We start from the raw sequence: 9,397 nt of genomic DNA, 5'->3' as shown, positions 1-9,397 counted from the left end.
GATCTCTAAATACCTATAAAGAATCAATCATCGCATCACCAAACTCAGAACAAGATAACAAAGTAGCGCCTTCCATTAGTCTTTCTAGGTCGTAAGTTACCGTTTTGTTTTGAATCACATTTGACATAGCACTTAGTACATTATTTGCAGCTTTCGTCCAACCCATATGTCTAAGCATCATCTCTGCTGAAAGAATAATTGAACCTGGATTAACTTTATTTTGTCCAGCATATTTTGGTGCTGTGCCGTGTGTGGCTTCAAATACTGCGGTAGTATCTGACAAGTTAGCACCTGGTGCAATGCCAATACCACCTACTTGCGCTGCTAAAGCATCTGAGATATAGTCGCCATTTAAGTTGAGTGTAGCAATCACTGAATATTCTTCTGGGCGTAATAGGATTTGCTGTAAGAAAGCATCGGCAATGACATCTTTAACAGTGATCGTTGTGCCCGTGTTTGGATTGCTAAATGCACACCAAGGTCCATCACTGACAACTTTAGCGTCGAACTCGTCTTGTGCAAGCTGATAACCCCAATCTCTAAAACCACCTTCGGTGAACTTCATGATGTTGCCTTTATGCACCAAAGTTACTGAATCTTTGTCGTTATCAATGGCGTATTGAATAGCAGCACGCACTAAACGCTGCGTACCTTCTTGCGACACTGGCTTAATGCCAATGCCAGAAGTTTGAGGAAAGCGAATCTTGGTTGTGCCCATTTCATTTTGCAAAAAGTCGATGACTTTTTTTACCTCATCTGTGCCTGCTTGATATTCAATACCTGCATAAATATCTTCAGAATTTTCTCTGAAAATGACCATATCAACTTTTTCAGGTGCTTTGACAGGTGTTGGTGTGCCAACAAAGTATTGTACTGGGCGTTGACAAATAAACAAATCAAGCTCTTGGCGAATAGCAACATTGAGTGAGCGCATACCGCCACCCACAGGCGTGGTTAGCGGACCTTTGATTGCTACTGAAAGCGCTTGAATCGCATCAAGGGTTTCTTGCGGTAGATATTCGCCGTATAACACATTGGCTTTTTCACCAGCATAGATTTCCATCCATTGGATGGCTCTCTCACCGTGGTAGGTTTTGCTTACAACTGCGTCAATGACTTTTTTCATAATTGGTGAAACATCCGCGCCAATACCATCACCTTCAATATAACCAATAACTGGCTTGTCTGGCACTTGGATAACACCATCTTTAAAGGTGATTTTTGTACCATCAACTGGCATATGAATATACTTATAAGTCATTGATTAATTATCTGTTATAAAACGCAGTATTATAGCGTCTTCACTATCTGAATAATATTTTTTACGCGTATTAATGACTTCAAATCCGAGTTTTTTATAAAACAATAAGGCGCTGTGATTAGAAACACGCACTTCAATAAAGATTTCTTTAACGCCTGATGTTTGCAGTTGATAATCAAACAACTTCTGACCCAAACCTTGATACTGATAATCAGGATGAATGCAAATATTGAGCAAATCAGCCGTCTTAGACACGCACAGTGCAATACTATAACCCAATATTTGATTGTCTTTAAATATTAAGTACGCTAAAATATTGGGATTGTTCAGACTATGAGTGAACTTCGCCTTATTCCAAGGTATTTTGTAAACCAGTCGCTCTATTGCCAAGACATCATCGATATCTTGTACATCAAATACTCTAAAGGAAATATTGATAGGCTTTGTTGTTGGTTTCATTTTGGTAGAAATAGCCTAATTCGTCAAAACTACGCTCAATATTATCCACATCATCAACTTGTAGTCCAATTAATACGCGTCCAAAATCGGCGCCGTGATTACGGTAATGGAATAAAGAAATATTCCAATCACTGCCGATTTTTTTCAAGAAGTCTAATAAAGCACCAGGACGCTCAGGAAATTCAAAACGATACAAAACCTCGTTATCAGCATCAGCACGCCCACCTACCATATAACGAATATGCGTCTTGGCAATAGAGTTGTCGCTCATATCTAAGACATCAAATGATTGCGAAAGTTTGTTAATCAGTGCTTGTTTCTCATCAAGCCCTTTGCTGAGCGCAACACCAACAAAAATACGCGCTTGGCTAGAGGGCGTGTAACGATAATTAAATTCGGTGATGGCATGGTTGTCTAACAATTCACAAAATTTTAAAAAACTACCTGGTTTTTCATCAATGGTAGCAGCAATAATGGCTTCATTGTGTTCACCCAAATCAGCACGCTCAGCGATATAGCGTAGGCGGTCAAAATTCACATTTGCACCTGAGACAATGGCGACTAAATTCTCACCTTTGATATTGTTTTGCTTAATATACTTTTTTAACCCTGCCGTGGCAAGTGCACCAGAAGGCTCTGCAATAGAGCGCACATCTTCATAAATATCTTTAATCGCAGCACAAATCTCATCATTACTCACAAGTACAACCTCATCCACTACTTCTTTGGCAATCGGATAAGTGACTTCGCCAATTTGCTTAACTGCCACGCCATCGGCAAAACGCCCTACTTCTGGCAAGGTGATACGCTCAGAATTTTTAAATGATTGATACAAGGTTGGTGAATCTTCTGGTTCAACACCGATAACTTGAATATTTGGCGCATAATGTTTGATATAAGTTGCCATACCTGCAATCAATCCGCCACCACCCACAGGGATAAAGACCTTGTCCATCTTTGGATTTTGCTTTAACAGTTCTTTAGCGATAGTCGCCTGACCTGCCATCACTTCAATATCATCATACGGGTGGATAAAGACCAAATCTTGTTGTTGTTCTAATTGCTTGGCATAGGCAAATGCATCATCATACACATCGCCATGCAATACCACTTTACCACCCAGTTGCTCAACAGCATTGACTTTGATTTTAGGGGTGTAAAGTGGCATCACAATCACCGACTCAATGCCGAGTTTGCTGGCAGACAACGCCACGCCTTGTGCGTGATTACCCGCACTAGATGCTACGACACCTTTGGCTTTTTGTTGAGCCGACAAGCCAGATATTTTTTGATAAGCGCCCCTAAGTTTAAAAGAATGCACTACCTGCTTGTCTTCACGCTTTAAATAAATGGTATTTTTGCTACGCACACTGAGTTGGTGCGCAACACTCAATGGCGTTTCACTCGCAACCTCATAAACGCGCGTGGCGTTTACTAAATCAATAAGTGTTTGCATACAATTCTTGTAAATAATCAATACCTACATAGGTGTGCTCAGTACGCTCACCCTCTAATACTGTAAATGGCTTGTTGTTAGGTTCACCTAAGTGATTAAGCACCGCCATTGCGCCATCAAACTGATGCGTCTTAGTGTATTCATTAACAGTAATCAATGTTTTTAATCCTGCATCAGTTGACGAGACAATGCCATTGTGCGAATCTTCAAAAGCAATCGCCTGATTAGGTTTCAGGTTCATTTGCTTTAACACATAATGATAAATATCCCCTGCTGGTTTAAGATTTGGCACTATATCACCTGCACCAATCACCTCAAACCAGTCCAGCGCATCAGCACCCAATGTATGCGTGATGAGTGCATCAACATTGGCAGGCGTGGTGGTGGTGGCAATTGCCAATCTCAAACCAGCTTTGCGTGCTTCACTAAACAAACGAGCCACCCCCGTTCTTAGGGGGATAGCACCAGCATCAGCAAGACGCACATAAATTTTGGTTTTTAAACCATGCACCTTTTTAGCAAGCGCATCTATATCATCACACTCAAAATCAGGGCGATGCGTTTTCAGGTAATGTTTAATGCGTAATTGACCACCAGTCACATCCAGTAACTCGTGATAAAGCGCATTTGTCCAAAGCCAATCCAGCCCCAATTCCTTGAATGCTTCATTAAAGGCGACCAAATGCCCATCACGCTCAGTGTTTGCTAATGTGCCATCTACATCAAAAATAAGTGCTTCTAATGCCATCTTTTTATTATAATGTTCGAAAATTGCTATTTTAAATTAACAAACCGTTATGTCAGAACCTAATTTTCAAGATATTCCTAATTATAAGCCCAAGAAAAACGAAGACTTTATGTCTGAAGGGCAAATTGAACACTTTAAAGAGAAGCTTAGCGCTTGGATGAAACAGTTAATCAGCGACGCTGAAACCACCATCACTCACATTCAAGAAGACTCATCAAAAGTGGCAGATGATAACGACAGAGCCACACTTGAAGAAGAGTTTGCACTTGAGTTAAGAACGCGTGACCGTGAAAGAAAACTCATTAGCAAGATTGAAAAAACTTTGCATTTGATTGAAATGGGTGATTATGGTTATTGCAAAACTTGTGGTACGGAAATCGCCCTACCAAGATTAGAAGCTCGCCCTACGGCAGATGAGTGCATAGATTGCAAAACTATCGCTGAACGCAAAGAAGTTTAACTTTTTTGTTTTTTTCAAGGTAAATATTTACCTTGAAAAAGAAAAAATACTTGAAATTTTCGTTCTGCCAAATTCTTGAAATTTTAAAAATGTTGATAAGACTTACAGGTCTTGTTTAGCCCTTTAATTTCCAACCCTTGCTTTTCGACAATCACACCAATCTTAGTGAGTTTAATGTCTAAATCTTTTGCAATAGATTTAACACTATCAATATGTGTATTTGGCACAGTGAAACAAAGCTCATAATCATCGCCGCCGGCTAATGCCACACACCAATCTTGTGTATTGGCAATATATTGTGCAACTTCGCTTGACAACGGTAATGCTTCTAAGTCAATACTAACACCAACTTTTGAGCGTGATAAGATATGTGATAAATCTTGCTTAAGCCCATCAGAAATATCAATACAGCTATTAGCAACACCTAATAAGCGTTGTGCGAGTTTGATTCGCGGCTCAGGGCGATTAAATTGTTTTAATAGTGCTATTGATGGGGTTTGTTGATTTTGTATTTGTTGCCATGCTAAGGTGGCATCACCTAATGTGTTGGAAACAAACACACTGTCACCCACTTGCGCGCCTGAGCGTAATAAGGCTTGAGTCTTTTTTACAATACCTGTGGCATTAATAGTAATACTAAGACTACCCTTGCTAGTATCGCCACCAACCAAGGAGATATTATATTGTTTAGCGAGTGCTTTAAGCGACTCAGAAAAACCCTCAAGCCATTTTTTATCAACACTAGGCAAGGTAAGTGCTAAAGTAAAGTAAAGTGGGGTCGCACCCATTGCTGCCAAATCACTCAAATTAACCGCTAAGGCTTTATAGGCAATATCTTGCGCTGATGTCTCTGTTGGGAAATGCACCCCTTCAATCAGGGTATCAACGGTGGTAGCAAGTTGCCTGCCGTTATCAATAGACATCAGGGCACAATCATCGCCTATGCCTTGATCCCAGTCAAAATACTTATTGATTAGACTGAACTCATCCACTACATATATGCGTTTTCTTTCTGTGAGTGGTCTGTTACATCCAAGATATTTTTAATCTCAGGATAAATTGATTTAAGTTGTGCTTCTACGCCATTTTTAAGTGTTACTTTAACCGATGAACAGCCTTGACAACCACCACCAAAATTAAGCACCACATCCATGTCATCAGTAATTTCCACCAAATCCACAAATCCGCCATGAGAGGCAAGTTGTGGATTGACCTCAGCAGCGATGGTGTATTTAATTTTCTCTGCTAAAGGCGCATCATCTTTCGGCACTTCGCCCTTAGCATTTGGGGCAGTAATGGTGAGTTTTTTGCTTGAACCCTCCTCTTTCAATGCCACTTCGGAATCTTTCAAATAATCAAAATTAGCTTCATCAATAAAAGCATTAAAACCCTTGTATTCAAATTTGAAATAGTTTTTCCCTAAGTCTTTTTCATAACAAAAATTAAAAGTAACGGCAGCAGCAGGTGTGCCCGCCTTTTCAATATCAACTTTAAGTCCTAAATCTTCTTCACCTTGTTGAGCGAATAAATCTGCTACATAAATTTGCGCTTCATCTGTAATATTAAACATAGTTGTCCTTGCTAAAAATTATATTGTCTATCAATCTTACCTTATTCAAGTAGACTGCGGATAGTATCGCAATTTTACTCGTATTATCAGTGATTTTCTTAAGGGTATTTGCATCTAACAACTCCAAATAGTCCAGCTCAAAATAACGCTGTAGTCGCTCTCTAGCAGATTGCAATTCTAATTCACCCTGCTCAATTTGTTTTAAAATCTTGTGTAGTTTTGATGCAATCTTGTGTTCATCTGCATTTAGATATTGATTGCGCGTGCTCATTGCCAAGCCGTCATGCTCACGCACAATCGGCGCTCCAATAATTTTAACCCCTGAAGTAAAGTGTTTAATAATGTGTAACTGTTGATAGTCTTTCTGACCAAATACTGCCACATCAGGGTGAATAATTTCAAATAAACGCCTAACAACTTGCAATACACCGTAGAAGAAATGCGGTCGTGTCTTTCCACATAAAGTCTCAAATAGCCCCTTGTCTTGGGTAAATTCATCCTGATTAAGAACCGCATTATCTGGATAAATATCATACACATTTGGGGTAAATACTAGGTCTGTTTGTGATACTTCTAAAGCAACTAAATCAGCATCCATGGTACGAGGGTAAGTGCCAAAATCTTCATGTTCTGCGAACTGCGTTGGGTTGACAAAAATGCTTACCACTACCTTATCGGCATTTTTTTTCGCCAAATCAATCAACGATAAATGTCCTTGATGCAAACCACCCATTGTTGGCACAAAAGCAATCCTCTCACCCTTGTCTCGCCACTGTTTCATTTCACTTATGTTACTAATAATTTCCATGCTTAAATCTCCTATTCAGAGCACGCTTGAAAAAAATACGCCAATGGTGTTGGATTGATTTTTGCATATTCTAACAAAATATAGTACAACGCCTTATTGCTATTATTAATGGTTGGTGGCTTAATATCAATTTGTAAACATTGCGCAAGCACAATTAAACGCCCAATACGGCCATTGCCATCACTAAATGGATGAATCATTTCAAAATGATAATGTGATTTAGCAATATCGCTTAAATATTTGATTTTATTATATTTTTTTACCCACAACTCTAATTCTTCTACAATATCATTTGGATGTGTGAGTTGTGTATCAACATTTGGTAAAACTCTTTGCTTGGTGGAAAACTCGCCAGCATTATTTATCAAGCCACGCATTAGCACTTTATGCCAATCTTTAATTTGTTGCAAAGTGATCTCTGCTTGAAAATTTTGAGCGATTTCTTGGGTAAGATAATGAATATTTTGCACCTCTGCTACTGAGGTTGCGTGAAAATTATTAGGCACAGTGTTATCAAGTACAATTGCATCAAAATCCACTTCTTGCGTGCCTGTCTCAATCTCAAGAGAACCAGCTGCCATTTGTCTAAGCGTCTTATCCATAATGGCAGGTTCAAACAAAAAACTACCCAACTCAATACCTTTGACAACCTCACTAATATTACTTACATTTGGCAAAAAAATATACTGACACCATAGCAAATCAATCTTATCTTGATTTTTAACTTTAATCTTTTGGGGGTTATCATTCCATGCAATTAGCGTCATTCGAGTAATATTGAGCGCCTGTGCAAAAGCAACTGAAGTATGGTAATAATTCTGCAAATTGCTCAACTTTTGAGCGTAGGAAATACTTTTATAATCAAAATCCATGGTGTATAATTTTTTGTATATTTTTAAATTATTATACACTTATTGTATAATTTTTTGTATAAATTATAAAAAATATACATTTCTATCAAAGAAAAATCAGTATTTCTAATTTTTATTTATACAGACTTAAAACTGTGTTCATCTGTTGGGAATGTTTGATTTTTAACTGCTTGAATAAAATCATTAGTTGCAGAAACAATACTGCCACTGGTTAAAAAGTTTTTCACAAATTTAGGTGGATTTTGGGTAATGCCAAGCATATCATAACCTACTAACACTTGCCCATCACAATTCACACCTGCACCGATGCCAATGGTTGGAATATTTAATGATTGTGATATTTTCTTGCCCAACTTAGCAGGAATACATTCAAGCACGATGGTTTTTACACCCCAAGCTTCAAGCGCCTTGGCATCCTTTAAAATTCTTTGTGCGTCGCCCTCACCTTTGCCTTGTACTTTATAGCCACCCATTTCTACGACTGATTGTGGTTGTAAGCCCAAGTGTCCACAGACTGGAATATTGTTGTCTTGCAAGATTTGAAAAGAAGATTCATGCTCATGCCCACCTTCAAATTTCACCATTTGTGCACCTGCATTCATTAAATATTTGGCATTTTCCAAGGTCTGTTTAGCAGATGTGTAACTTTGATAAGGCATATCACTAATCAACAAAGCTTGGTTTGTGACTTTTGCCACTACTTGCGTGTGATAAAGCATGTCGTTCATACTCACGCCTAATGTATTCTCATCGCCTTTAATTACATTACCAAGCGAGTCTCCGACTAAAATAATATCTACACCGCATTTATCAAACACAGATGCAAATGATGCGTCATAGGCCGTCAAGCAAGTGATTTTTTCACCTTGATTTTTAAATATTTTTAACGCATCAATCTTCATAATTTAATCAACTCTGATGTGTCTAACTTATCAATCAACGCTTGAATTGAACCCAATACCGGCACTTTAAAATCAGGCTCTATTTCTGCCAATGGCACTAGCACAAAGCTGCGATTCATCATCTCGGGATGTGGCACTATTAATTGTTTGGAGGCAATCACTTGCACCCCATAAGTAATAATATCCAAATCAATGGTTCTAGCACTCCATTTTTTCTCGCGTATGCGATGTTGTTTGGTTTCAATAGCCTGACAGACATACAACAACTCCAATGCACTTAGATGCGTATCCACCTCACACACCGCGTTAATATAATCTGGTTGCTTCGAGTTATCAATCGGCTTGGATTGATACAAACTCGACAAGGCTACCACCTTTACATCTTGCACACTATTTAATGCAATCAACGCATCTTTAATCTGTTGTTTAGGGTTGTTAAGGTTTGAACCCAGTCCGATATAGGCTAACATTAGTTTCCTTGTTGAATGGTTTTAGCGAAATTAGTGCGGTATCCTACTGCTAAAATAATATCTAACAAATAATAAACAATAGGTTTGTCAGAATTTACAATATGCATTTTTTGCATATTGCTTTTTTCATCAACTTCTTTATCAAGCAATATTTTCTTAATATGCCTTAAAATAACAGACTGATCTTTGTCAAAAATATTAACAATATCTTTCTGAGATGCCCGAACAGTTTCTACATTTAAATCTAATTTTAACTCAATCGCTCCATTTTTAGCTTGATAAATTACCAGGTTTTTAGTCATTCAAAGTCCAATAATCCTATTTTGGTGTTATTATTCAATTTTTCCAAACTTTGCCATTCTTTTTTATAATACTTATTGTTAAGTTTTTT

At 38.2% G+C, this 9,397-nt stretch carries 12 protein-coding genes; 1 reads left to right on the top strand and 11 read right to left on the bottom strand.

The window, feature by feature from the left end:
- Positions 1-13: 13 nt before the first annotated feature.
- The 4 genes from icd to BAZSYMA_RS00265 are packed head-to-tail and all read right to left on the bottom strand — an operon-like array spanning position 14 to position 3,924.
- Positions 14-1,261 (bottom strand): NADP-dependent isocitrate dehydrogenase, encoded by a 1,248-nt coding sequence (gene icd / locus BAZSYMA_RS00280; protein WP_090714355.1) that lies wholly within the window; start codon positions 1,259-1,261, stop codon positions 14-16.
- Between the two features lie 3 nt (positions 1,262-1,264).
- Positions 1,265-1,720, bottom strand: coding sequence for a ribosomal protein S18-alanine N-acetyltransferase (gene rimI, locus BAZSYMA_RS00275; RefSeq protein ID WP_090714353.1), 456 nt, complete (start codon positions 1,718-1,720; stop codon positions 1,265-1,267).
- Positions 1,683-3,176 carry a threonine ammonia-lyase, biosynthetic gene (ilvA, locus tag BAZSYMA_RS00270; RefSeq protein WP_090714349.1) on the bottom strand — a complete coding sequence of 498 codons (1,494 nt, stop codon included), beginning with the start codon at positions 3,174-3,176 and terminating at the stop codon, positions 1,683-1,685. Before ilvA ends, rimI begins: the two co-directional genes overlap by 38 nt.
- Positions 3,160-3,924 (bottom strand): HAD-IA family hydrolase, encoded by a 765-nt coding sequence (locus BAZSYMA_RS00265; RefSeq protein ID WP_090714347.1) that lies wholly within the window; start codon positions 3,922-3,924, stop codon positions 3,160-3,162. The genes ilvA and BAZSYMA_RS00265 overlap by 17 nt, the downstream gene beginning before the upstream one ends.
- Before the next feature lie 49 nt (positions 3,925-3,973).
- Here BAZSYMA_RS00265 and dksA point away from each other — a divergent pair, with 49 nt between their 5' ends.
- Positions 3,974-4,384, top strand: coding sequence for an RNA polymerase-binding protein DksA (gene dksA, locus BAZSYMA_RS00260; RefSeq protein WP_090714344.1), 411 nt, complete (start codon positions 3,974-3,976; stop codon positions 4,382-4,384).
- An 83-nt stretch (positions 4,385-4,467) separates the two neighbouring features.
- Here the strand turns inward: dksA and thiL are convergent, their stop codons facing one another.
- The 7 genes from thiL to BAZSYMA_RS00225 all read right to left on the bottom strand — a co-directional run bounded on the left by thiL (position 4,468) and on the right by BAZSYMA_RS00225 (position 9,308).
- Positions 4,468-5,376, bottom strand: a complete 909-nt coding sequence (gene thiL / locus BAZSYMA_RS00255; protein WP_090714342.1) for a thiamine-phosphate kinase — start codon at positions 5,374-5,376, stop codon at positions 4,468-4,470.
- On the bottom strand, positions 5,376-5,954 hold the full coding sequence (locus BAZSYMA_RS00250) for an NfuA family Fe-S biogenesis protein (RefSeq protein ID WP_090714340.1): 579 nt from the start codon (positions 5,952-5,954) through the stop codon (positions 5,376-5,378). The genes thiL and BAZSYMA_RS00250 overlap by 1 nt, the downstream gene beginning before the upstream one ends.
- A complete protein-coding gene (gene panC, locus BAZSYMA_RS00245) occupies positions 5,947-6,762 on the bottom strand; it encodes a pantoate--beta-alanine ligase (RefSeq protein WP_090714338.1) in 816 nt (271 codons plus the stop codon). The genes BAZSYMA_RS00250 and panC overlap by 8 nt, the downstream gene beginning before the upstream one ends.
- Before the next feature lie 11 nt (positions 6,763-6,773).
- A complete protein-coding gene (locus tag BAZSYMA_RS00240) occupies positions 6,774-7,634 on the bottom strand; it encodes a Fic family protein (RefSeq protein ID WP_090714333.1) in 861 nt (286 codons plus the stop codon).
- A 116-nt stretch (positions 7,635-7,750) separates the two neighbouring features.
- A complete protein-coding gene (gene panB / locus BAZSYMA_RS00235; RefSeq protein WP_090714331.1) occupies positions 7,751-8,536 on the bottom strand; it encodes a 3-methyl-2-oxobutanoate hydroxymethyltransferase in 786 nt (261 codons plus the stop codon).
- Entirely contained in the window at positions 8,533-9,006 is a 474-nt protein-coding gene (folK, locus tag BAZSYMA_RS00230; RefSeq protein WP_090714329.1) for a 2-amino-4-hydroxy-6-hydroxymethyldihydropteridine diphosphokinase, read from the bottom strand. Before folK ends, panB begins: the two co-directional genes overlap by 4 nt.
- The gene (locus BAZSYMA_RS00225; protein ID WP_090714327.1) at positions 9,006-9,308 is read right to left on the bottom strand and encodes a virulence RhuM family protein; all 303 of its coding nucleotides are present in this window, start codon (positions 9,306-9,308) and stop codon (positions 9,006-9,008) included. Before BAZSYMA_RS00225 ends, folK begins: the two co-directional genes overlap by 1 nt.
- Positions 9,309-9,397 lie beyond the last annotated feature (89 nt).

It is taken from the genome of Bathymodiolus azoricus thioautotrophic gill symbiont (assembly GCF_001298715.1).
Lineage (GTDB): Bacteria > Pseudomonadota > Gammaproteobacteria > PS1 > Pseudothioglobaceae > Thiodubiliella.
This window is presented reverse-complemented; position numbering and strand designations above follow the sequence as displayed.